Here is a 25,296-nt window from a genome sequence, read left to right on the forward strand (position 1 = left end):
CCCCCTTTATCGCTTAATATTCCATAATAATTGGGATAATCATTGGGCGACGCTTCGTTTTTTGGAATAAATATTGATTAAGTGTATCACGTATTTCTTGTTTAATATTTGTCCATTCAAACGTATCCTTATTCACGTATTTTTCAATAACCTCACGTGCAATATCAGATGCTTCGACCATTAACTCCTCTGATTCCCGTACATAAACAAATCCGCGCGACAATATTTCAGGGCCCGATGCAATTTTCTTTTGTGCTCGGTTTAGCGTAACAACAACAATAAAAATCCCATCCTGTGATAGCAGTTTGCGATCGCGCAAGACGATATTACCAACATCGCCTACACCAATACCGTCGATTAATACATTGCCTGCCTGAACACGACCACTCATGCGCATTTTACCGTTTTTATATTCTACAATATCGCCTTTATCCGCAATAAAAATTTGTGATTTTTGCATCCCTAAAGACTGTGCTAATTTGGAATGGGCAATTAACATGCGGTATTCCCCTTGAATTGGCACAAAATACTTTGGTTGCATCAGATTTAACATTAATTTCAAATCTTCTTGGCTACCATGTCCAGAAACATGAACCTTTTTATCTGCTGATAGCACCTTAGCCCCAGCTTTTGCAAGCTGGTTCATCGTTTTATACATTTGCACTTCCATTCCTGGAGATGGCGTAAATGTAATTAACACAGTATCTGTTTGTTTAATTTTAATATCACGATGATGCTTACGCACAATTTTATCAAGAGCTTCAAGTGGTTCGCCTTGGTTACCTGTTGCGATAATAATAATTTCATCATCTTCATATTTATGAATATCACTTACTGGAATTAGCGTATCTTCATCAATATCTAAATAGCCAAGCGATGTTCCTAACTCTACTACTTTTTCTAGTGATTTACCGACAATCGCAACTTTACGGAAAGAGCTTTGTGCCTGTGTAAATACTTGTTGCACACGAATAAAGTTTGAAGCATATACCGCTACTAAAATTCGTCCCTGTGCTGAATGGAATGTTTTGGCTAGCTGCTCACTAACAACTGCCTCACTTGTCGTATAGCCTGGACGCTCCGCCTCAGTTGATTCAGATAATAAAATAAATACCCCTTCTTCACCAAGCTTGGCCATCGTTGCTATATCAGGTCTAAATTTGCCCTGTGCCGCTTGGTCAAATTTGAATTCTCCTGTATGCACAATCGCGCCTTCTGACGTATGGAACACAATCCCTAGCGAATCGGGGATACTATGTGTTGTATGGAAAAATGTTACATACGTCGAATTGAAATTCATACGACTTTTATTTGTCACTTCAAAAAATTTCACTGGATGCGGTGCAGGCATCTCTTTTAAATGCTCTTTTGCAAGCGCAACTGTTAGTTTCGAGCCATATACGGGTGCTTTTATTTTATTCAATACGTAGGCAATTGAACCGATTGCATCCTCATGTCCGTGCGTTAAAAATATCCCTTTTACACGCTCTTTATTTTCTTCTAAATACGTAATATCCGGTATGACGATATCAATCCCGAGCATCTCATCTTCTGGGAACATAAGCCCACTGTCGACAACAAATAGCTCCTCGTCAATTTCTATTACATACATTGATTTTCCGATTTCACTAACCCCACCTAGAGGGATGATACGGATTACTTCATTTTTTACTTTCGTCACTTGATTTCCTCCTAAAAATTATCCCGAACAGCAACCACTTATCCATCATTATACGTGTAGTTTTCTTTTAGCACAAATTAAAAATTCATAAAAAATGAATTTGAATAAAGCGAACGAAAAAACCAGTGTGATGCATCACACTGGTAAAGTTTGACGAATTGCTTCAATTTTTGCTTGGTACGTATCCCAAATTTTATCAAAATCAGCTTTTTCTTCATCTGTCATTTCCATCATCGGCAGTCGCACTGCCAATGTATCAAAACCTAATTTTGTCATTGCATATTTAACTGGGGATGGGTTTGGTTGTGCAAATAACGCGCGTACTAATGGCAATAATGCACGGTGAATTTTTGCAGCTAGCTCATGCTTTCCTTCTTCAAATGCACGCATCATTAATTGCATATCATTGCCAACAACATGCGCAGCAACTGAAATAATGCCTGCTCCACCAATTGCTAAAAGCGGTAATGTTAAACCATCATCTCCACTATAAACTAAGAAATTATCCTTGCTATCCACATTTTCAATAATATCACCCATTTGATCTAAGTTACCGCTCGCTTCTTTAATCCATAAAATATTCGGAATTCTGCTTAAAGCAACTGACGTTTCATAGGTAACATTGACAGCCGTACGCCCAGGTACATTGTATAACATAACTGGTAGCTTTGTTTCACGCGCAATTGTTTCAAAGTGCGCATAAATACCACGTTGATTTGGCTTATTATAATATGGAGCAACGAGCATAATACCATCCGCTCCATTTTCCTCCGCTTTATGTGTCATCATGATGGAGTATGCTGTTTCATTATCCCCTGTTCCAGCAATAACCGGCACACGTCCAGCTACTTTTTCCACAGTGAAGCGTACAACCTCTATCTTTTCCTCTGTCGACATCGTTGGGTTTTCAGATGTCGTTCCACATGCGATAATGCTATCTGTCCCATTATCGATTAAATGATTAATAATTCGTTCAAGCTCCGGATAGTTAATCGTACCATCCTCTTTGAACGGTGTAATCATCGCCGTTCCAATTCGACCTAAATTCATCCTTCTACACCTCTTATCATCAATTACACCTCAGCTATAGATTTTCTTAGAAGGACTTCTGCTTCCTTTGAAAATCTATCATATGCCCGAGGGCTTTATTTTGATTCAGCAGATATGCTGCTTCCAAACTGAACTAAGTATTTTTCTGAAATTAATACGCTATTATATTTGCTGAATAAATTGTTTCCTTCAAATAGCTGAATCAAAATAAGTTTTCCTCTATCATTGCTTCAACAATTTGAATCGAATTTAGTGCCGCTCCTTTTAATAAATTGTCCGATACAATCCATAAATGGAAACCTTTTTTATTGTCTAAATCTTGGCGAACTCGCCCTACAAATACAGGGTCTTCTCCTTCAGCAAAAATCGGCATCGGATATTGTTGATTAGCAATATCATCTTGTAATACGATACCCGGTGCATTTTTCAGTACTTCGAAAATATCTTGCACTGTCGCTTCTTGCTCAAGTTCAATATATACAGATTCTGAATGTCCTGATACTACCGGCACACGCACACAAGTTGCTGCCACCTGTAATTCAGGCATTTCTAGAATTTTTTTTGTTTCATTAATCATTTTCATTTCTTCATACGTATAGCCGTTGTCTGTGAATTTATCAATTTGCGGAATGACATTGCGCGCAATTGGATAATGCTTTTTATCTGCTTTCGCAGGCAAAATATGCGCTTCAACATTTTTTCCAGCATCCCACTGTGCGCTTTGTGTCTGTAGCTCTTCAATTGCTGCAATACCAGAGCCTGATACAGCTTGGTATGTAGAAACAACTACTTTTGTTAAGCCAAATTTTTCACGAATTGGTTGTAATGCTGCGACCATTTGAATCGTTGAACAGTTCGGGTTGGCAATAATGCCCTTCGGAATATCCTTTAATGCTTGTCGATTGACCTCAGGTACAACTAACGGTACTTCTGGATCCATGCGGAAATGACTTGTATTGTCTACAACGATTGCTCCGCGCTTCGCTGCTTCAGGTGCTAGTACTGCTGATACGGAGCCACCTGCTGAAAATAATGCAATATCTACCCCTTCAAAGCTTTCAGGTGTTGCTTCTTCGATTGTATATGACTGTTTATTAAATTCAATTTTCTTCCCTGCTGAACGTGCAGATGCTAGAAATTTTATTTGCTTAATTGGAAAATTACGCTTCGTTAAAAGTTCCATCATTGTTGAACCTACTGCTCCTGTCGCGCCTACGACAGCTACTGTCAATTGCTTCGTCATAATCTCATCTCTCCTCAAAACTAGTTACATAATGTTGGCTATTGTAACATAAAACCTTGCAGTTGTGTAGGATTAATTTGATTATTAAAAAAATTGTATAAATATTGGTTGTAATTGTTTTTTATAAAAAATGGCCGCATGCACAGTTTCGACCATTTTTGAAAAATCCGCGATGAGAGATGTTGGTTTTTGGATTGGATCATCTTGCCCGAACGGAATAAAATAAATATTTTTTGCATTTAGCAACTTCATAATATTTTGACCATTTAAACCGAGGGCGTCATTCGTTGAAACACCTATCACAACAGGAGAGCCGTTGCGTAAAGTTGCCTTTGCTGCCATTAAAACGGCACTATCGGTCGCGGCATTAGCGAACTTACTTATTGAATTCCCTGTCATTGGCGCTATAACCATACAGTCCAATGGATTTTTCGGTCCAAAGGGCTCCGCTTCCACAATGGATGAAATAACTTTTTGCCCTGTTGCTGCTTCTATTTTTGCTATCCATTCCTCCCCAGTGCCAAAGCGTGTCGCGGCATGTAAAACAGATGGGGTAATAATTGGTACAACTTCTGCACCTGCTTGCTTTAAATCTTCAATCTTAGGTACTACATCGGCGTATGTGCAATGCGATGCTGTAATACCTAATCCAATACGTTTACCTTCAAGCATTGCTGCGCCCTCCAATCTAATATTGCTGTCTTTAATAAATGCGCTGCATCTGTACTGAAATATTTCCCAGGTAATCCTGCAAGTAATGTATAATGCTCTACATTATCCGTTACACAACCAGGTGCAGAAGCTAAATCATAAATTGGCATCTCAAATTGCTTACGCATTGTTGGCGTCAGCCATTTTGCTGGAATCGTATTAATTAGTGCTACGCCTTCAATATGCGGAAAATCGTCTAATAAGTATGATTCGTAGCCAAGTGCTAACGCCTCACAATGCTGGGCAACAGAGCGCACTAAAATAATGACGTTTGCCTGCATATTTTTTAGCATATGTGCCGTCATTTTAGCAACGCGCCCAAAGCCAGTAATTATAAAGCATTTATGACGCACAGCCTGTTTATGCTCATAAAAATAAGCTAGAAATGCCTCTGCTGTTAGTGCTGCATTTTGCCAAATAAATGCCTCCTGCTGCAAATAACGATGCACCGTATGTTCCTTTAAAATCACTTCCCATTCTGGCGCTAGCTTTCCAACATGCATAACTGCTTTTTGAATTCCAAGTACAATCTGCACATCAATTTGTAGCGGTTGAATAGGTAACACTACAACATCTGGATGAAACTCCAAAGCGGTTGCGTTGAGCTCCGCATCCCAACTCGTTTTATTTTTGTAAAAAATAGTTCGTTCCTCACTTGCTAAATTTTTAGCTAATACCTTCATTCTTTCGTCTGCACCAATAACTAACCAGCGCTCCGTCATTGGTCATAGCTTCTAAATGCGGTTGTAGTTTGATTAAATAAAATGCGGTCCTCTCCGATTAAAACGATTTCCTCCCAAGGAATAAATGCCGCTCCTGTTTTTCGCTTTTGAAACATCAGCCTCGATTGCGGCATAAGCTCAAAGCCGATAATTTTTCCTGTTGTCGGCTCAAATAAGCATTCTGTATCCGCCAAATAACCATAGCGAACACCATTTTGCATTTCAATTAACTCTTTGTCAGCAAGCTCTGATAAAAGCATATTCTCCCTCCTCTTCAGCGCTTCACCATACTATATGCATCGCGCAATTTGAACGTTCGCCTAAAATAGAATTTTCAACATACCTCACTGGACAATTTTAACTTCTTTCAACAATGTTTTTTGCGACGAGTAACCGCAGGAGCACATGTTTTTTGCGACGAGTAACCGTAGGAGCACATATTTTTTGCAACGAGTAATCGTTGACACGCCTCGTGACAGTTTCAGAGTAACTTCTATCTTAAGTAGCTCCAAAAAAATCTGGACTAGAGTTAGCCAAGGCGTAATTGATAAGTAAAAAGCACTTGAAAGCAAGTGAAAAACCTTGCTTTCAAGTGCTTTTTTTAGTTTTCTGGTCCAATTATTGCAATCGCTGGTTCCTGCAATAAAATATCTGTAATTAACTCATTGATTGTTTCCATTGAAATAGCATCAATTGAAGTAAGCACTTCATCAACTGAACGGTGACGTTGATGGATTAGTTCATTTAAGCCATTTCGGCTCATATGGTCTTCTGTGCCTTCAAGCCCTAAAACAAAGCTGCCTTTGAGTTGCTCCTTCGCATTTTCTAGCTCTAGTTCAGTAATACCACCTGCTACAACATCAAGTAATGTCGCATCTATCGTATGCTGCATCTGACTTAGCTGCTGTTTGCTTGTGCTACCATAAACCGTTAATGAGCCAACATCTTCGTAGGATGTCTGATAAGAGTAGATTGTATAGGCTAAACCACGCTCTTCACGCACTTCTTGAAATAGTCTAGAGCTCATATTGCCGCCAATAATATTATTTAGTGCAATTAAACTATAAATATCAGGATTTTTCACACCAATTGCAGGGAATGAAATCGCCACATGTGCTTGCTCAATATCGCGCTCCTTAATGATTTCACCTGCTGAAAATACGGGATATGACAATGTTCGCTCCACTACACTAGCACTTGCCTGAAATTGCCCAAACAATTGCTCAATCGTTGCTAAAAGTCCATCTGAAATATTCCCCGCTACCGATATAACAATATTTTGTGGACAGTAATGCTTCGCCATATATTGACGAATCATTGCCTCATCAAAGGTTGCCAGCGTTTCGGCTGTTCCTAAAATTGGGCGGCCAAGGGCATCTGTTGGATACATAACAGCCCATAGCTTTTCATGCACATCATCATCTGGCGCGTCCTCACTCATATAAATTTCCTCTAACACGACTTGACGCTCTCGCTCAATATCTTCCGCTGTAAATGTTGAATTGAAAAACATATCTGCCAAAACGGTTACAGCTAGTTCGGCATGATGATCTAACACCTTCGCATAATAACATGTATTTTCCTTCGAGGTGAAGGCATTAATTTCGCCACCAATACGGTCGAATATTTCAGCAATTTGCTTTGCCGACTTCGTCTTCGTTCCTTTAAAAAGCATATGCTCTATAAAGTGTGTAATGCCATTTTCCTCCGGTAGCTCATAGCGAGAACCTACATTGACCCATATGCCAACAGAAAGTGAACGCACATGTGGCAGTTGCTCCGATACAATACGTACACCATTTTGACATGTCGATACTTGCACTGTCATTGCTCTCCATTTCCCCCTTGCAAAAAAGCCGTCAAGAAAGTAGGCTAACGCACCACTTTCCAGACAGCCATTAATGTTTTTTTATTATCTGTCATGGGGAAACCGTCCCCAAATGATATTTTAGACGGTTCCACATTGGAGTTTTACTTTATTGCTGTTGTTCAGCTCGTTCTTTTTCTTCTTTAATCACTACTTTACGTGATAAATTCACGCGACCTTGGTTATCGATTTCGATACATTTCACTAGTAATTGATCGCCAAGCTTTAATACATCCTCCACAGCTTTCGTACGTTCTTCTTGAATTTCTGAAATGTGTAGTAAACCGTCTTTGCCTGGGAAAATTTCACAGAATGCACCGAATTTTTCGATACGTTTCACAGTCGCTAAGTAGTATTCGCCTACTTTTGCTTCACGTACGATGGATTCAATAATTTCTTTCGCGCGATTGTTCATTTCTTCGTTTGCTGAAGAAATATAAATTGTACCGTCTTGCTCAGTATCAATTTTCACGCCTGTTTCATCAATAATTTTATTAATTTGCTTACCACCTGGTCCGATTACATCGCGGATTTTATCAGGATTAATTTTAATCGTAATAATTTTTGGTGCATATTTTGATAATGATTTACGTGGCTCGTTTAACGTTGTCATCATATGCTCTAAAATATGCATACGACCAATTTTTGCCTGTGCTAATGCTTCCTCTAAAATATTACGTGATAAACCATCAATTTTAATATCCATTTGCAATGCTGTTACACCTTTAGCTGTACCGGCTACTTTAAAGTCCATATCACCAAGATGGTCTTCCATCCCTTGAATATCCGTTAAAATGGAATAGTGCTCGTCCTTTTTAATAAGACCCATCGCAATACCCGCTACCGGTGCTTTTAATGGCACACCTGCATCCATCATTGCTAATGTCGATGCACAGATTGAAGCTTGTGAAGTCGAACCATTTGATTCTAATACTTCAGATACGCAACGAATTGTATATGGGAACTCTACTTCATTAGGAATAACTGCTAATAATGCGCGTTCACCTAGTGCACCATGACCAATTTCTCGACGCCCCGGACCACGTATAGGTCCTGTTTCTCCAACAGAGAATTGTGGGAAATTATAGTGATGCATAAAACGTTTTGATTCCTCAATACCTAAGCCATCAATAATTTGTACATCGCCTAATGCGCCTAACGTACAAATTGATAATGCTTGTGTTTGACCACGTGTGAATAAAGCTGAACCGTGTGTACGGTCAAGCAAGCCCGCTTCAGAGGATAGTGCGCGAATTTCATCAAGCTTACGGCCATCTGGACGCACTTTATCCTCAGTAATTAAACGGCGCACTTCATCCTTCACCATTTGATCTAAAATGCCTTTCACTTGCTTAATTGTTTCCTCATCAGCTTCCTGCTCTACGTAAGAAGCTAATACACGCTCTTTGACAGCTGTAATGGCATCTTCACGCGCATGCTTTTCAACTGTTTGAATTGCAGCATTCATATCTGCCTCGCAAACTGCTTTTACCGCTGCTGTTAATTCAGGGTCTAACTCGTAAAGTTCGACCTCTATTTTTGCTTTCCCTACTTCAGCTACAATTTGCTCTTGGAAAGCGATTAATTTTTTAATTTCCTCATGACCAAACATAATTGCTTCTAACATAATTTCCTCTGGTACTTCTAAAGCACCTGCTTCTACCATGTTAATTGCATCTTTATTACCAGCAACAGATAAATGGATTGTGCTTTCTTCCATTTGCTCTGTTGTTGGGTTCAATACGAATTCATTATTAATATAACCAACATGTACACCTGCGATTGGTCCATCGAATGGGATATCTGAAATCGCTAATGCTAACGAAGAGCCAAACATTGCTGCTACATCTGACGGACAATTTGAATCATTTGACATAACCATTGAAATTACTTGTACTTCGTTTCGGAAACCATCTGGGAACATCGGACGAATTGGACGGTCAATTAAACGAGATGCTAAAATCGCGTTTTCTGATGGACGCCCTTCACGTTTAATGAAACCACCTGGAATTTTACCTGCCGCGTATAGACGTTCTTCATAGTTCACTGTTAATGGGAAGAAATCTAATGGCTTTGGTGATTTTGACATTGTGGCTGTTGCTAAAACTGCCGTTTCGCCGTAGCGAATTAATGCAGCGCCATTTGCTTGTTTTGCTAACTGTCCTACTTCTATTACGAGTGGACGGCCAGCCCATTCATAAGAATAGACTTTTTTGTCGTTCATCTGATGAACCCCTTTCTACTTTTACACCCTACTTCAGCTTTTTTTGTATGTACTATAGTTAGTGTATCAAAAATGTAGTTTCTATGCTAAATTTTTTTATTTTCATTGAAAGTTTTTATACATAAATAAAAAGCGGGAAGTTTCCCGCTTTTTATATGAGATTAGCGACGTAAGCCTAAACGTGTAATTAATTCACGGTAGCGTTGTACGTCTGTTTCACGAAGATATTTTAATAAGTGACGACGACGACCTACCATTTTGAAAAGACCACGCTCTGAGTGGAAATCTTTTTTGTGTGTACGTAAGTGCGTGTTTAATGCATTAATTTCTGCAGTTAACACAGCGATTTGTACTTCTGGAGAACCAGTGTCGCCTTCGTGAGTACGGTACTCAGCGATAATTTCGTTTTTACGTTCTTTTGTAATTGCCATTTGAAATGACCTCCTATAATTGAATTATCCCCTGTAGCACAGCAATCGTCAGGAGTAACGGAAAGCCGAGCTAAGGTTTAGTGCATATTGAACACTTTAGGAATTATATCATACTAGATAACAGCAAGCAACTATTTCAATCACACCTCTCGGCATCTATAGACTCTGTACCTTTACCTGTCGCCCTGTTATCGGTACAAAATTAATTTGCTGAAAGTGTTATACTTTACTCGCAAAGTAATTGATTGCTTCTTGCTTATCTAGCTCAATTTGTGTAATTAGCTCATCAATGCCAGCAAATTTTCGTTCGCTACGAATACGTTTATACCATCCAACAACTACTTCTTCACCGTAAATATTTTTATCGAAATCAAAAATATGCACTTCAATCGATAGCTGTTTTTCTTCTGGATTTTTAAATGTGGGTTTATAACCGACATTACAAACACCATTATACCACTTGTTTTGCACTAAAATTTGTACGGCATAAACACCTGTTGCTGGAATAAAGCAGCCCGCCATCGATTGTACATTAGCAGTTGGAAAACCGAGTGTACGTCCACGTTTATCCCCATGTACAACGATGCCCGGCACTTCAAATGCGCGACCAAGCAGCATGCACACTTCCTCCATATCGCCTTCTTTTAACAATTTACGAATGCGAGTGGAGCTAATTTTTTCATCACAGTCGCTCAGTTTGTCAATCGTTGTCACCCCAAAATCGCCGTTTGACAGCTCTTCCATTAAGCGCATATCGCCTTTACCGAAAGCTCCGAATGAATAATCAAAGCCTGCCGTTACATGCTGTACATATAAATCACGAATGAAATACTGCACAAATTCTTCCGGTGATAATTTCGCAAAATCAGATGTAAAATTGACAACAAATACCGTATCTACACCTAATCCTTTTAATGTATCTAGCTTTTGCTGAAGTGGTGTAATATAAAATACTTGCTCATTGCGAGCACCTAATACAATAGTAGGATGCGGGTCAAATGTCATTACAGCACTTTTAATGCCTAATTCTTGTGCCTTGCGCACTGCATGCTCGATAACAGCTTGATGCCCTTTATGGACACCATCGAAAAAGCCAACTGCTAATGAGTAAGCCGCTTCTGGTCGCTCTAACTGATGAGGGTATTTTAAATAAATGACTTCCATTAGTATTTATACCTCCTGCTCTATTTCAGGGAACATTTTTTCTGGTTTCATCATGTTTTCCTTTGTTGGATGTGCGATATAAATCGCCCTCGCAAATCCATTTTTTGCATAGACAATTTTCTGATGCTGCTTTAATAATGCATGCATTTCTAGCACTTGTCCATTAAAAATTTGCTTGGCATTCGTTTCATCTATTTCAATAAAAGGATAGCTTGTTAATGCATATTCAACAGGCAAAATTTTCTCAGAAATTCGCTCCTGCTTCATCAATTCCTGTACTTCAGCTAACGTTAAACAATTTTCCTTTGTAAATGTACCAGAGGCTGTGCGCACAAGCGCCTGCATATGTGCAGGATAGCCTAGCATCTCACCTATTTGCACAGCAAGTGTACGAATATATGTACCTTTGCTACATCTAATACGTATTGAAAACTGCACTTGCTCTCCTTCAAATACGTCAGCCTCATCTAACAATGTTAAATCATAAATCGTCACTTGTCGTGTCGGACGCTCAACCACTTGTCCTGCTCTCGCATATTCATAAAGTTTTTTACCATTCACTTTCACCGCTGAATACATGGGAGGTGTCTGCACAATTAATCCCGTTAATCGCTCTAATGCCCCCAAAATTTCCGTACGGCTAAATGATTTATATGTAGTATTTTGTTCAACTGTTTCCCCTTCAGCATCTTCAGTTGTCGTTGTTCGTCCAATACTAATAATGGCCTCGTACGTTTTTCCTGCATCTGTAATGTATTCGGCAATTCTTGTCGCCTGACCAATACAAATAGGCAATACCCCTTCTACATTCGGATCTAACGTACCTGTATGACCTACTTTTTTAGTTTTTAAAATTTTTCGTAGCTTAAATACACAATCATGGCTCGTCATACCACGTTCTTTCCATAATGGTAAAATACCGTTCATTGTAAAATCCCTCCTCAAAAGGAAAAGTCGCTAAATTCATTGTTTTAATAAAAAGGGGCTGTCCAAAAAGCCGTGCATAGCCTGCATTTTGGACAGTAGCGATGATGTTTCGCAAAATGTTGATTCCTATAAAGTGAACCTTCAATCAGTGGGGGGGCTTATCCCCACTGATTGGTAGTTTCACCATTCGGGTTTTTACAGACTGTTTGACCCCCTCTTAAACATTTTGATTTCACCTGCTGTTTTGAGATGGGGGTCTTACAGCCTGTTAATACGGGATAAAGTGAACCTTCAATCAGTGGGGGGCTTCGCACACCCCCACTGATTGGTGATAGAGGAACACAAGCTAGAATCTTCGCATCCTGCGAAAACGCTTGTGTGACCAACATCGTGTTGGCCTCATTCTTAGTTTTTACAGGCTGTTTGATCCCCCACTTAAACATCTTGTTTTTATCTGCTGTTTTGAAGTGGGGGTCTGTGCTCCTGCGGTTACTCGTCGCAAAAGTACAGCCTGCTCCTGCGGTTACTCGTCGCAAACAAATTTGTTAATACGGGATAAACAGAGAACACCTCTTTTAAAAATGGGATGAACATTGGCTTTAGCAGCGTTATCCTTCAGTAAAAGGGAAGCGATGAAAACATTTATTTTAATGCGGTGTCAAAACAAAATAGACTTTTCGGACAACCCCTGAAACACAAACGAAACGTCCAAAAAGCAGTGCTTTCGCACACTTTTTGGACGCCCCCTACTCTATTTATCTTCATGCAATGAACGCAATAAAGCATCAATTTTATTACCATATTCTACAGAAGAATCGAATTCAAATAAAATTTCTGGTGTACGACGTAGGCGGATACGTGAGCCGATTTCAGAACGAATAAAGCCAGCTGCTTTTTCTAATGCTTTTAACGTTTCTTCTCTTTCACGTTCGTTGCCTAATGATGTAATATAAACAGTTGCCTGCTGTAAATCACCTGTTACTGCAACATCCGTTACTGTGACAAAGCCTACACGAGGATCCTTTATTTTACGTCCAAGAATGTCACCAAGCTCTTTTTTCATTTGCTCGGCAATTCGGTTTGATCGTAGAGACATAGAAAGTCACCACCTTAACAAATTTCCTTATAAATATTGGCGAAGTAATTCTAGTTGTTCCCACTCAGGGTTGGATTCTAAATAACGGAGTGCATGCATCATTTCACGCTCAGCCGCCTCCTTAGAGGAGGCAACTGTTACAAGTGCGAGTCGCGTACGTTGCCAAACATTTTGATGGTCAATTTCTGCAACCGATACATTGAACTTTTGTTTTGTCCGCGTTACCATCCTTTGTAATACGGAGCGCTTTTCCTTTAGCGAATGGGCAGTATGAATAATGAATTCAACTTCTGCGTAGACAATCATTATGCACGTTTAATTTCTTCCATTATAAATGCTTCAATTACGTCGCCTTCTTTAAGGTCGTTGTAGTTTTTAATCGTCATACCGCATTCATAGCCTCTTGCTACTTCTTTCGCATCATCTTTGAAGCGTTTTAATGAGTCTAGCTCTCCTTCAAAAATAACGATTCCTTCACGGATAACACGTACACCTGCATCGCGCACCATTTTACCTTCAGTTACGTAAGAACCTGCAATTGTACCAACCTTCGATACGCGAATCGTTTGACGAACTTCCGCCTGACCAACGATTTTTTCTTCGTATTCTGGATCAAGCATCCCTTTCATCGCTTGTTCGATTTCTTCAATTACTTTATAAATAATGCGGTGTAGACGGATATCTACTCCCTCTTCCTCAGCCGCGCGTTTAGCATTCGCATCAGGGCGAACGTTGAAACCAATCACAATTGCATTTGAAGCTGCTGCTAATGAAATATCTGACTCAGTAATTGCACCAGCACCCGTGTGGATAATTTTCACATTAACGCCTTCTACATCAATTTTCATTAATGATGCAGCCATCGCCTCTACTGTACCTTGTACATCGGCTTTAACGATTAAGTTTAACTCCTTCATTTCACCTTGGCTCATTTGCTCAAACAAGTTGTCTAATGTTACGCGTTGTTTTTCAGAGCGTTGTGCTTGAATCGCAGTCATTGCACGTGATTCACCAACTGAACGAGCTGTTTTCTCGTCTTCGAATACAACAAATCGGTCACCAGCTTGTGGTACATCATTTAAACCTGTAATTTCCACTGGTGTAGATGGGCCTGCTTCCTTCACACGGCGACCTATATCATTTACCATCGCACGTACACGACCATATGCATGACCTACTACGATTGGGTCACCGACACGCAATGTTCCATCTTGTACTAATAATGTCGCAACAGAACCGCGACCTTTATCTAATTGAGCCTCAATTACTGTACCGATTGCAGAGCGAGCTGGGCTTGCTTTTAGTTCGCCAACTTCAGAAACAAGTAAAATCATTTCTAATAATTGGTCGATTCCTTCACCTTTCAGTGCAGAAATTGGTACGAAAATCGTATCGCCGCCCCAATCTTCTGGAACTAAGCCATGCTCAGTTAATTCTTGCATTACACGGTCTGGATTAGCAGTTGGTTTATCCATTTTGTTAATTGCGACAATAATTGGAACCTCTGCTGCCTTCGCGTGGTTAATTGCTTCTACCGTTTGAGGCATTACACCGTCATCTGCTGCAACAACGATAATAGCTAAGTCTGTTACTTTCGCACCGCGTGCACGCATCGTTGTAAACGCAGCGTGACCTGGTGTATCAAGGAATGTAATTTTCTTACCATCCGCATCAACTTGGTATGCACCGATATGCTGTGTAATACCACCTGCTTCGCCAGCAGTAACCTTCGTATTACGAATTGAGTCTAAAAGCGATGTTTTCCCGTGGTCAACGTGCCCCATAATCGTTACAACTGGTGGGCGCTCGCGTTGTTCTTCTTCACTCACTTCTTGCTCAAAATGTGTTTCAAGGTCTGTAATATCTACACGTATTTCTTCCTCTACTTCCACACCATAATCAGCACAAATTAGCTCAATCGCATCTTTATCAAGCTCTTGGTTAATTGTTGCCATAACGCCTAGCATAAATAACTTTTTAATAATTTCAGATGGCTCACGATGCAATTTTTTTGCTAGCTCTGCAACTGATAATGATTCATAAAATGTGATTTTTTCTGGTAATTCCTTCTGTACAGTTTGTACAGGCTGTTGAGGTCCTCTATTTGGACGACGTTTACCACCGTGGATACCTGGCTTCTTGCGCTGTTGATAGCCGCCTTGATTATTATTCTTATTACCGCCGCTTTTACCACGACTATTTTGATTGTTATTTTGTGTCATATTTCGATTTTGGTTACCCTTTGTATTATTAGATTTGTCACTCTGTGACGCTTTGTTTTGTTCTACATTCGGAGCTTTATCCGCTTTTTTCATTTGTTGCTGCTTGGATTGTGAACGTGCTTCTGTTTGCACGTGCTGCGATAAGCCTTCTTTTTTAGCAGCTGGCTTTGCAGGTGTTGCTTTTTTCGGTTCTGCTACTTGCTGAAAGACAGAATCAAGCTTTGTAATAGTTACAGCATCAAGCATCGACATATGGTTTTTCACTTCTATATTAAGCTTTGTGAGCTGTCCCATTACTTCTTTACTCGTTTTATTTACCTTTTTCGCATATTCATGAACTCTAATTTTGCTCATCTGCTCACCCCCGATTAATTTTCGTTGAGTAGACTAGACATTTTTTTCGCAAACCCACTATCGGTTATAGCTAATGCTACACGCGCTTCCTTTCCTGTAGCATGTCCTAGATCATAGCGATCTCCAAAAACATAAAACTCAACGTTGTAATACGTACATTTATCTTTAATCTTTTTTGCCGTATTGGCAGAAGCATCGTTTGCGAGGAAAACTAATTTCGCTCCTCCTGTGCGCACTTCCTTTACGACTAATTCTTCTCCAGAAACAACTTTTCTCGCTCTGGCAGCTAGCCCTAATAATTGCAGTATTGCACTGTTCATCATAAAATAGACTCCCTGCGAATAAGCTTTAATAGCTCCTCGTATACATCTTCTGGAATTGCTACTTCAAGTTGTTTTCCTAAGCTATTTTTTTTACGTGCCTCTTCAACAGCCTGCTCCGTTTTAGAAACATAAGCTCCGCGTCCTGACTTTTTACCTGTTGTATCAACAGATACTTCGCCTTCTTTCGAACGTACAACACGAATCATTTCTTTTTTCGGATGCATTTCGCCCGTTGCTACGCATTTGCGTAAAGGCACTTTTCTTTGCATAGCCATCCTCGCTCACCTTCCCTCCAAAACTTCAGCACTTTCTGCTTGCTTACTCACAAGCACTTTTCCCGTCATGCTAGAAGAGTTGCTTGTGAGAAGCTAAACTATTTTCTTCATATGATTATTCTTCATCATCCTGATATAAATCATATTCGATATCATCATATGCTGCCGTATTGTTATTTTGTGGAACGAATGTGCTCGTTTCAGAAGGATAAATTCCTAATTCACGTGCATCTGTTTCACTTTTGATATCGATTTTCCAGCCTGTTAGCTTCGCTGCAAGTCGCGCATTTTGACCACGTTTTCCTATTGCTAGTGAAAGTTGATAGTCTGGTACAACAACTGTTGTAGACTTTTCTTCTTCATTTACTTGCACATCTAATACTTTTGATGGGCTTAAAGCATTTGCTACGAACACAATCGGGTCTTCAGACCATTCAACAATATCGATTTTTTCACCGCTTAATTCATTCACAATTGTCTGTACACGCGCACCTTTAGCACCGACACATGAGCCCACTGGGTCTACCTCTGGATTGTGTGCGAATACAGAGATTTTTGAACGGTCTCCAGCTTCACGCGCAATCGATTTGATTTCTACTGTACCGTCAAATATTTCAGGCACTTCCATTTCAAATAAGCGACGTAACAAACCTGGGTGTGTACGTGAAACAATTACTTGTGGACCACGTGTTGTACGCTCTACTTTTGTAATATAAACACGAATGCGTGATTGCGGTTTATAGACCTCACCTTGAATTTGCTCGTTTACTGGTAATGCCGCCTCTACTTTACCTAGTGATACGTAGATATTACGTGCATCCTGGCGCTCAATTGTACCGACTACGATATCATCTTCGCGGTCTACATACTCTTCATAAATTAAGCCGCGCTCTGCTTCACGAACACGCTGTGTAACAACTTGTTTCGCTGTTTGAGCTGCAATACGACCAAAATTACGTGGTGTTACTTCTTGTTCCAATACATCGCCAATTTCATATGCAGGATTAATCATTTTTGCATCTTCTACTGAGATTTCTAAACGATCATCTTCCACTTCTTCTACAACGTCTTTACGAGAATAGACGAGCATCGTTCCTTTATCTAGGTTTAAATCTACTCGCACATTTTGCGCTTGGTTAAAATTGCGTTTATACGCTGTTACTAATGCCGCCTCAATTGCTTCAATTAATACTTCTCTTGAAATCCCTTTTTGCACCTCAAGGGCCGTTAAAGCATCTAGTAAATCACTACTCATTTTTGTTCACTCCTAAATTTGCTTATCTGAAAAGTCAATCGCAAGCCTAGCCTGCGCTACTTTTTCTTTATCGATTTGTACATTGATTTTGCGTGTCTTAATGCGAATTTCCATTTCCAAACCTTGTTCAGTATATGCAGTTAAATAACCATGAAATTCTTTCATATCCTTCACTGGCTCGTATGTTTTCACATAAATATATTTACCAACTGCTTGAACAAAGTCTTGTTCTTTCTTTAACGGGCGTTCTGCACCTGGTGAAGATACTTCTAAATAATAATTTTGCTCAATCGGGTCCTTTTCATCCAAAATGACACTTAAACGTTCACTTACTTGTGCACATTGATCAATGTCAATCCCACCCTCTGGCGTATCGATATAAATACGCAGAAAATAGTTGCGACCTTCCTTCACAAACTCGACATCCACTAATTCAAGATTTAATTCAGCAATAATAGGCGTTACGAGCGCTTCAATAGTTGAAGTAACTTTGCTCATCATATCCTCCTCATATGTTGTTGTACTTTAAATTTATTTGCTTTATTGTTTGTTATTCACATTGCGTTATGAGAAATTGGTGTAACTCGCTGTCTGTACCATCTCAAAAACTTATGCTTCTGTAGCAATACCACTAATTTTAGCTTTTTTGTTGTTGTAAACAACAGAAAAGAGCGGGAGAAACCCACTCTTTTGCTGCGAACTATCAACAAATTGTTACACTTACAATAGCATACCTCGAAAACAATTGCAAATATCCCCACTTACTAGCTAGAACAACGAAAGCTGGTTGGCGTCGGGCAATCCTTCTAAACAGCCTAACTGGTCCATATACTCAATTAGCGTTTTCGATACGCGACCACGTCGTTGTAAATCTTCCTTCGATAAAAATTCGCCTTCCTCACGTGCAATAACAATTTGCTTCGCTACGTTTGTTCCAAGACCTGGTATAGCATCGAATGGCGGGATTAAAGCATTGCCATCAATAATAAACTCACTTGCTGTTGAACGATACAAGTCAACCGATTTAAAGTACATTCCTCGCTCACACATTTCTAGTGCAATTTCAAGCACTGTCATTAAGTTTTTTTCTTTCGGGCTCGCATCTAAGCCCTTCGCATTGATTTCATCAATTTTTGTCCGAATGACAGCAGGTCCCTGCTTCATGGCAATTAAATCGAAATCATCTGCACGAACTGTGAAATATGCCGCGTAGTACAATATTGGATGATGCACTTTAAACCATGCGATGCGCACTGCCATTAATACGTAGGCAGCCGCATGGGCTTTCGGGAACATATATTTAATCTTTTTACAGGAGTCGATATACCATTCCGGCACTTTGTTTTTACGCATTTCCTCTTCCATTTCATCCGTCAAACCTTTCCCTTTACGAACAGACTCCATGATTTTAAAGGCAAACGCGGGCTCCAATCCTTGATAAATTAAATACACCATAATATCATCACGACAGCCGATTACTTCCGCTAATACACATGTGCCATTTTTAATTAATTCCTGTGCATTGCCAAGCCATACATCCGTTCCATGAGATAAACCTGAAATTTGTACTAATTCACTAAACGTGGATGGCTTCGTTTCCTCTAACATTTGGCGCACAAAGCGTGTACCGAATTCTGGAATACCGAGTGTTCCTGTTTTTGTTCCGATTTGCTCAGTCGTAACACCAAGCGATTCCGTCGTACTGAAAATTTTCATTACTTCTGGGTCGTCTGTCGGAATTGTTTTCGGGTCAATGCCCGATAAATCTTGCAGCATACGAATGACTGTTGGGTCATCGTGCCCTAATATATCAAGCTTTAAAATATTGTCATGGATTGAGTGGAAATCGAAGTGTGTCGTTTTCCATTCAGCATCCTGTGCGTCAGCCGGAAATTGCACTGGCGAGAAATCATAAATATCCATATAATCAGGCACTACAATAATGCCTCCTGGATGCTGCCCTGTCGTTCGCTTTACCCCTGTACACCCTTGCACAAGCCGGTCTACTTCTGCCCCGCGGAATGTTAAATTATTATCACTTGCATAGCCTTTAACATAGCCGTATGCTGTTTTTTCTGCTACCGTACCAATCGTTCCTGCACGGAAAACATAGTCCTCACCGAATAAAACCTTTGTATAGTTATGAGCCTGTGGCTGATATTCACCCGAGAAGTATGACGATAGGTAAGCCTTTGAAGTTATCACCAACTTTTCCCCCGTCCCACACCGTGCATGAGGCTTTCACACTCACACGGCGTTCCATCGTTAGTTTTGTTGAATGTTATAGACTAAGCTTTGGATTTCCTACTTCCGTTCTTAGCCTGTTTAATTTGTTAATTGCTTTTGCTTCGAATTTACTTAATAACTTTTGATACTCTTTATTCCTTAAAGGGTCTGAATTGTGAATGAGCCTATGATACTTTCTATTGATAATAATCAAATTATCGTATTCATCTGTACCACCTTGTGCTGTTGGTTTTATATGATGACATAGTGCCTGATGAGGTGTTAATCTCTCACCCGTAATTCCACAGCAACCTTTTTGTGCTACATATTTACTCAATCGGTTATTTTCATACAGAACACTTTTTGATTTATATATTCCTTTACGAAACATTTCGATCTCTCGAATGGACACTTGTTTTAAATCTCTATGAATTACTTTCCTATCAGCTTCATTGTAAATTGTGAATTCAGGCTTTCGCTGTCCTCGTATATCATGTCGAACAGATTCAATAGGATATACCAGCAATCCATTGCTTTTGAAACGTGGATAATTGTAATCTCCATAAAATTTATCAATCACTCCGTTTGTTTCTTTTGTTTTCACAAAGATATTTCTTATCATGAGTGATTTAATATTTGGATGAATGTTATGCCTTATCTCATTAAACTCCTGAGAAATTCGAGTTGCAATCTTATAATAATTTTGCAACCCTAAAATATTTGCATTAAAGTTCATCACTTTTTGTGGAGTAGGACTTTTTCTTAGTTTTACTAGCTGATGCCTTATAACGCCTTGTACCTTTTCTTTTGCTTTTGGGTCCATCTTAGAGTTGACGATGTATCCTGTTTTCGCATTGCCTTTTTGTACCGCTCTAAATCGAATCCCTAAAAAGTCTGTACCGTTTTTACGCAAATTTGTGATTTTACTTTTTTCTTCACTAATTTCTAGCCCTAATCGTTCTTTTAACCATTTCTCAACAGCCATTTTAATCTTTCGAGCATTTTCATATGAGTTCGTGAATATTTTAAAATCATCTGCGTATCGAACTAGATACATTGGTTTTAACCTTGTCTTTTTAAGTGCGTCCGTTTTATTGCGTTTTAGCTTATAAGGTACTCGTGTCGGTTTCGTTTCCCATTGATTTGAAATCCACCAATCCAACTCGTTTAATACTACATTGGCAAGTAGCGGAGATAAAATTCCTCCTTGTGGGGTTCCTTTTGTTGGTACTCCTTCACCTGTAATTTCGACTTTCAACATCTTCTTTAGTATCGCTAATACTTTTTTGTCTCTAATACCAATTGTCCATAATTGTCTCATTAGCTTTTTATGATTTACATTGTCGAAGAAACCTTTAATATCGATATCAACTACAAAATGTTGATGACTATGATTCACCATATGATAGCATCTTGCGAGTGCATCATGTGTGCTTCGCTTCGGTCTAAAGCCATAACTTTGCGGATGAAATTTCGCCTCTGTAATCGGTTCTAATACTTGTAAAAACATTTGCTGTATTAGTCTATCCTCAATTGTTGGGATACCTAGAGGTCGCATCTTTCCGTTTGGTTTTGGTATAAATAGCCTTCTTACTGCATGTGGTGAATAATTTTCTAGCCTTCTTCGAGCAAGTTTGATTAGTTTATTAGCATTCATTTTATTCAAGTGTTTAATTGTGTGTCCGTTAACACCTTTCGTTTTACTACCTGTATTGCTTTTTAGATTTCGAAAGGCGAGCAATATGTTTTCTTCGGAAATAATCGATTCATAAAGATCTGTAAAATAACGACGACTTTTACTTTCGTTATAAAGGTTATCAAAAGTTGTTTGCAATCCAAAATACTCGTTGTTTCTTAACTTTTGAATCATTAAGTCAGCCAACTAATCACTCCCTTTGAGCTTTCGTTCTCTTTAGTCATACTAGAATCTGACTTGTGTAGGTTTAATTTCAACACTAACGACTCGTGCCCTTCCCTCTGAAATGTTTTGTCCTCCGACCTATTGGTTATTCAGTCATCACAGGCATTTCTTCAACGGTACTACGGCACTACTGCCACTCCATCAAAGTACGTTATAACTTGTTCAGCATTTCCGTACACCGTCTTCATCGACATGCAACTGTCTCTTACGTTAGGAGCTTCACACGTTCCACTATTTCTATCTGTACATCTTCCCTTAGGTTCCCCCTAAATTCCGCTAGGCTTGCATGTGCCTGTAACACAAGATGGATTTTCATAACCAAACGCTTACTCATCCACACCTAGAAGCCCTAATTTGGACCCCGCAGCATTTCTACTACGTGACATTCACGAAAAGTCAATCGAGGGTTCGTCCCAGTGAGTCTACTGATTCTAACCATAGAAAGTTTATAGACGCCAGACCTATCATTCACAGGATTACCCCTTTTCCACAGCCGTACTGTTTGGGTGAACTTCAGCCTACTTTAACGAGCTTCATACAAGTTTCAGTTTTGCAGTCATCCGCTTGCATGTCGTAGCTTCAGCGAGTGTGTTTCGGGGCGTTACTCCGTCATTCCACACCTCGAAATAGCAGTTCTACCAATAATGGTGGCTAGTCTTTTCAACTAGCAACGTGTCGCACTCAAGTCAATATCTGGAACTTTATCCCCTTTAAATCCTAAAAAGGTTTCAAACGGAATATCTTGACCGTCTTTTTTATAAGGTGTGCCACATTGAACACAATCTTTGTTCGGTAAGTCAAAGCCTGAGGCAACAGACCCGTCAGCGATAAACTCCGAATGCTTACAGCTCGGGCAAATATAATGTGGTGGTAATGGATTAACCTCTGTAATTTCCATAAAGGTGGCAACTAAAGAGGAACCTACTGAGCCACGTGACCCTACTAAATAACCATCTGCTAACGATTTTTTTACAAGCTTTGCAGAAATTAAATAAATAACCCCAAAGCCGTGACCTAAAATCGATTTTAACTCTTTGTCAATGCGTGCCTGCACGATTTCGGGTAATTCTTCTCCGTAAATGTGATGCGCCATTTCGTATGTTAAGTTTGTTACTTCATCATCAGAGCCTTCAATTTTAGGTGTATATAAATCATCTTTAATCGGCTTTACATCGCCAATCATGTCTGCTATTAATTGCGTATTCGTAACGACAACTTCCTCTGCCAAATCAGGACCTAAAAAATCAAATTGTGCAAGCATCTCATCAGTTGTTCTAAAATGCACCTTTGGCAAAGGATAACGATTAAGCGGATTAGCACCGCCCATCGAGCCAATTAAAATTTGTCTAAACTTCCCATCTGTTTCATCTAAATAATGGACATTGCCCGTCGCTGCAACGGGGATATTTAATTTCTTCCCGAGCTTCACGAGCCTGCGAATAATATCCTCTAAATTCCATTCGTCATGAATTGTTCCGCGATCAATCAGTTGCGAATAAACAGGTTTTGGATGTACTTCAATATAATCATAAAACTTTGCCACTCGCTCAGCTTCTTCAGGCGTTTTATTCATAATCGTTTCAAAAAGCTCACCATTCGAGCATCCTGAGCCAATAATCAAACCTTCACGGTATTTTTGTAAATCGCTCTTTTTCAATCTCGGTACACGATAAAACGTCTCTGTATGGGCAATCGAAATAAGCTTAAATAAATTTTTCAAGCCAATTTCATTAACCGCTAAAATAGTGCAATGTGAAGGTCTAGCCTGTTTATAGCTGTCATCTCCACCAACATAACGGTTAAAGTCATCATGATACTTAATGCCTTTATCATGCGCTTCTTTTAAAAGATGGAGCATTAGCTCACCTGTTGCCTCCGTATCATAAATAGCGCGGTGGTGCTGTGTTAGCTCCACACCATAGCGTTTACACAGCGTGTTTAGACGATGGTTTTTCAATGTTGGATTTAACATACGTGATAGCTCTAACGTATCAATAACAGGATGCTTATCATTACTAATGCCGTATTTTTGGTAGGCAACGTATAAAAAGCCAATATCGAATGAAGCGTTATGTGCCACAACAATGCTATCGCCAATAAATTCATGAAACTCACGTACAACATCTTCTACCTCTGGTGCGTCTCTTAACATATCATCGGTAATATGAGTTAAGTCAATAATATTTGCTGTTAGCGGCTTATGCGGGTTCGCAAAGCGTTCAAAGCGGCCAATCACTTGCCCATTTTGAATTTTGACTGCTGCGAGCTCAATAATCGTGTCATACACAGTAGATAAACCTGTCGTTTCGACGTCAAACACAACGAATGTGGCATTTTCTAGATTAATATGCTGTTCTTCATAGGCAATGAGCGCCGCTGAGTCGACTAAATTCGCCTCTACACCATAAATAATTTTAATGCCATGTTTTTTACCAGCAGCATAAGCCTCCGGAAATGCTTGCACGACAGCATGGTCTGTAATTGCTACAGCAGGATGCCCCCATTTAGCAGCCTGTCCAACTAATTTATCTACAGGTGTTACTGCATCCATTTGACTCATCGGTGTATGCATATGCAATTCAACGCGCTTGCGTCCTTCTGGTGCAAGGTCTTTTCTCGTTTCCTTCTTTATTTCTACAATATCACGTGCCATCACTACTAAATCGCGTGCGAATGTATCCATTTGTACAGAACCACGAACTTTTACCCACATACCTTTTGAAAGTTGTGCCATTAATTCCGCATCACTATCATCTCGTGAAAACATTTTGACTAAAATTGAGTCCGTATAGTCGGTCATTTTGAACTCTAATAAGGAGCGACCACTTTTTAGCACCTTGACTTCCGAAATGAAGACAAAGCCCTCTAATACGATTGAGCGTTCTTCTTCAAGCACCGTTCGAATTTCCACCGTTTCACTATCTTTAATTTGTGCCCCTAGCTGGAATGGTCTGTCACCTAGCACTGCATTTGGCGAATCTGCCTTGTCCTTCTCGCGCTTAGCAAAATCCTCCAATGCCTGCTGTGCTAATATAGCTTCTTCTTGTCTACGCTGCTCCAAAAACGCCTCGTGTGCCTGCTTCATTTCGTCTGATTGCTCTACTAATTGAAATTCAAGCGGTATAGACGGGAAGCCAAATTGCTGATAGCTTTCCGATAACTTATCCGTATATTTCGATTTTAATGACATTTGCTCTATTTCATGCATTGTTGTAGCAATCAATTTATGCCCTGTCCATTGCGGTTTTTGCCCCATCAATTGATTTTTCAATGGCGGCGACATATCTTCTAGCTGCCTGATTGTCGGCAGCCAATAATCTAGCACTAGCTCCTCTGTCACAACAGGTGCAGTCGCCTCAATCGTTAATGTAATCGTTGCAATATGTGAAAACTTCTCTGTTAAACGTGCAATAAGTAGCTGGTATACTTTATATGGCAGTATGTTTTGCAACTTAATGACGAAGTACCATATGCGATTTTTTTTATGAACAGATAATCTCGTTAGCTCGCCCTCTTCAAATAACGACATATAAATATCATCCGTTAGTTCTAGTTGCTGTAAGAGCATTAAAAACCTCGTTCTTGCCTCTTGTTCGTTGGTCAT

The 25,296-nt window shown here is 39.6% G+C and carries 19 protein-coding genes and 2 pseudogenes; all 21 read right to left on the reverse strand.

The window, feature by feature from the left end:
• Positions 1 to 13 precede the first annotated feature (13 nt).
• The gene (locus tag MHH70_RS06205) at positions 14 to 1,681 is read right to left on the reverse strand and encodes a ribonuclease J (RefSeq protein WP_107942306.1); all 1,668 of its coding nucleotides are present in this window, start codon (positions 1,679 to 1,681) and stop codon (positions 14 to 16) included.
• A 135-nt stretch (positions 1,682 to 1,816) separates the two neighbouring features.
• Entirely contained in the window at positions 1,817 to 2,731 is a 915-nt protein-coding gene (gene dapA / locus MHH70_RS06210) for a 4-hydroxy-tetrahydrodipicolinate synthase (RefSeq protein ID WP_066170183.1), read from the reverse strand.
• Positions 2,732 to 2,933: 202 nt separating this feature from the next.
• Complete coding sequence (locus tag MHH70_RS06215) at positions 2,934 to 3,974, reverse strand: aspartate-semialdehyde dehydrogenase (protein WP_342472835.1); 1,041 nt, start codon at positions 3,972 to 3,974, stop codon at positions 2,934 to 2,936.
• Positions 3,975 to 4,058: 84 nt separating this feature from the next.
• Positions 4,059 to 4,646: a dipicolinate synthase subunit B gene (locus tag MHH70_RS06220; protein WP_066170177.1), complete on the reverse strand. Its 588-nt coding sequence runs from the start codon at positions 4,644 to 4,646 to the stop codon at positions 4,059 to 4,061.
• A complete protein-coding gene (locus MHH70_RS06225; RefSeq protein WP_107942305.1) occupies positions 4,619 to 5,407 on the reverse strand; it encodes a dipicolinate synthase subunit A in 789 nt (262 codons plus the stop codon). The genes MHH70_RS06220 and MHH70_RS06225 overlap by 28 nt, the downstream gene beginning before the upstream one ends.
• Complete coding sequence (locus MHH70_RS06230) at positions 5,404 to 5,667, reverse strand: YlmC/YmxH family sporulation protein (RefSeq protein ID WP_066170172.1); 264 nt, start codon at positions 5,665 to 5,667, stop codon at positions 5,404 to 5,406. The genes MHH70_RS06225 and MHH70_RS06230 overlap by 4 nt, the downstream gene beginning before the upstream one ends.
• Before the next feature lie 341 nt (positions 5,668 to 6,008).
• Complete coding sequence (locus MHH70_RS06235) at positions 6,009 to 7,235, reverse strand: pitrilysin family protein (protein ID WP_342472836.1); 1,227 nt, start codon at positions 7,233 to 7,235, stop codon at positions 6,009 to 6,011.
• Positions 7,236 to 7,383: 148 nt separating this feature from the next.
• Positions 7,384 to 9,498, reverse strand: a complete 2,115-nt coding sequence (gene pnp, locus MHH70_RS06240) for a polyribonucleotide nucleotidyltransferase (protein ID WP_107942303.1) — start codon at positions 9,496 to 9,498, stop codon at positions 7,384 to 7,386.
• A gap of 161 nt (positions 9,499 to 9,659) precedes the next feature.
• Positions 9,660 to 9,929, reverse strand: a complete 270-nt coding sequence (rpsO, locus tag MHH70_RS06245) for a 30S ribosomal protein S15 (protein ID WP_042472014.1) — start codon at positions 9,927 to 9,929, stop codon at positions 9,660 to 9,662.
• Between the two features lie 219 nt (positions 9,930 to 10,148).
• The gene (locus MHH70_RS06250) at positions 10,149 to 11,093 is read right to left on the reverse strand and encodes a bifunctional riboflavin kinase/FAD synthetase (protein ID WP_107942302.1); all 945 of its coding nucleotides are present in this window, start codon (positions 11,091 to 11,093) and stop codon (positions 10,149 to 10,151) included.
• Between the two features lie 6 nt (positions 11,094 to 11,099).
• The gene (truB, locus tag MHH70_RS06255) at positions 11,100 to 12,020 is read right to left on the reverse strand and encodes a tRNA pseudouridine(55) synthase TruB (RefSeq protein WP_342472838.1); all 921 of its coding nucleotides are present in this window, start codon (positions 12,018 to 12,020) and stop codon (positions 11,100 to 11,102) included.
• 751 nt (positions 12,021 to 12,771) lie between these two features.
• On the reverse strand, positions 12,772 to 13,116 hold the full coding sequence (gene rbfA, locus MHH70_RS06260; protein ID WP_066170157.1) for a 30S ribosome-binding factor RbfA: 345 nt from the start codon (positions 13,114 to 13,116) through the stop codon (positions 12,772 to 12,774).
• Between the two features lie 27 nt (positions 13,117 to 13,143).
• Complete coding sequence (locus tag MHH70_RS06265) at positions 13,144 to 13,422, reverse strand: DUF503 domain-containing protein (protein WP_066170154.1); 279 nt, start codon at positions 13,420 to 13,422, stop codon at positions 13,144 to 13,146.
• On the reverse strand, positions 13,422 to 15,692 hold the full coding sequence (infB, locus tag MHH70_RS06270; RefSeq protein WP_066170151.1) for a translation initiation factor IF-2: 2,271 nt from the start codon (positions 15,690 to 15,692) through the stop codon (positions 13,422 to 13,424). The genes MHH70_RS06265 and infB overlap by 1 nt, the downstream gene beginning before the upstream one ends.
• 14 nt (positions 15,693 to 15,706) lie before the next feature.
• Positions 15,707 to 16,015: a YlxQ family RNA-binding protein gene (locus MHH70_RS06275; RefSeq protein ID WP_066170148.1), complete on the reverse strand. Its 309-nt coding sequence runs from the start codon at positions 16,013 to 16,015 to the stop codon at positions 15,707 to 15,709.
• Entirely contained in the window at positions 16,012 to 16,290 is a 279-nt protein-coding gene (locus tag MHH70_RS06280) for a YlxR family protein (RefSeq protein ID WP_066170145.1), read from the reverse strand. Before MHH70_RS06280 ends, MHH70_RS06275 begins: the two co-directional genes overlap by 4 nt.
• Positions 16,291 to 16,405: 115 nt before the next feature.
• A complete protein-coding gene (nusA, locus tag MHH70_RS06285) occupies positions 16,406 to 17,545 on the reverse strand; it encodes a transcription termination factor NusA (RefSeq protein WP_066170142.1) in 1,140 nt (379 codons plus the stop codon).
• 12 nt (positions 17,546 to 17,557) lie between these two features.
• Positions 17,558 to 18,043, reverse strand: coding sequence for a ribosome maturation factor RimP (gene rimP / locus MHH70_RS06290; RefSeq protein WP_066170139.1), 486 nt, complete (start codon positions 18,041 to 18,043; stop codon positions 17,558 to 17,560).
• A 270-nt stretch (positions 18,044 to 18,313) separates the two neighbouring features.
• Positions 18,314 to 19,717, reverse strand: a pseudogene (locus MHH70_RS06295) (PolC-type DNA polymerase III); the annotation flags it as partial.
• A 109-nt stretch (positions 19,718 to 19,826) separates the two neighbouring features.
• Positions 19,827 to 21,653 (reverse strand): group II intron reverse transcriptase/maturase, encoded by a 1,827-nt coding sequence (ltrA, locus tag MHH70_RS06300; RefSeq protein WP_342472839.1) that lies wholly within the window; start codon positions 21,651 to 21,653, stop codon positions 19,827 to 19,829.
• Positions 21,654 to 22,371: 718 nt separating this feature from the next.
• A pseudogene (locus MHH70_RS06305) lies at positions 22,372 to 25,296 on the reverse strand (PolC-type DNA polymerase III); the annotation flags it as partial.

The organism is Metasolibacillus sp. FSL H7-0170 (genome assembly GCF_038593115.1).
GTDB lineage: Bacteria > Bacillota > Bacilli > Bacillales_A > Planococcaceae > Metasolibacillus > Metasolibacillus fluoroglycofenilyticus.